Origin of the sequence: Duganella lactea, assembly GCF_009857505.1 — a bacterium.
In the GTDB taxonomy this organism is placed as follows: domain Bacteria; phylum Pseudomonadota; class Gammaproteobacteria; order Burkholderiales; family Burkholderiaceae_D; genus Rugamonas; species Rugamonas lactea.
Window position 1 is genome coordinate 1 of sequence record NZ_WWCP01000126.1, and the last position, 255, is coordinate 255.

Here is a 255-nt window from a genome sequence, read left to right on the forward strand (position 1 = left end):
GTGGCTGGTCGTCCTCTCAGACCAGCTACTGATCGATGCCTTGGTAGGCCTTTACCCCACCAACTAGCTAATCAGATATCGGCCGCTCCATGAGCATGAGGTCTTGCGATCCCCCACTTTCTCCCTTAGGACGTATGCGGTATTAGCGTAACTTTCGCTACGTTATCCCCCACTCCTGGGTACGTTCCGATATATTACTCACCCGTTCGCCACTCGCCACCAGAGCAAGCTCCGTGCTGCCGTTCGACTTGCATG

General features: G+C 54.9%; 1 rRNA gene. It reads right to left on the bottom strand.

The window, feature by feature from the left end:
- A 16S ribosomal RNA gene (locus GTP44_RS28520) occupies positions 1-255 on the bottom strand; the annotation flags it as partial.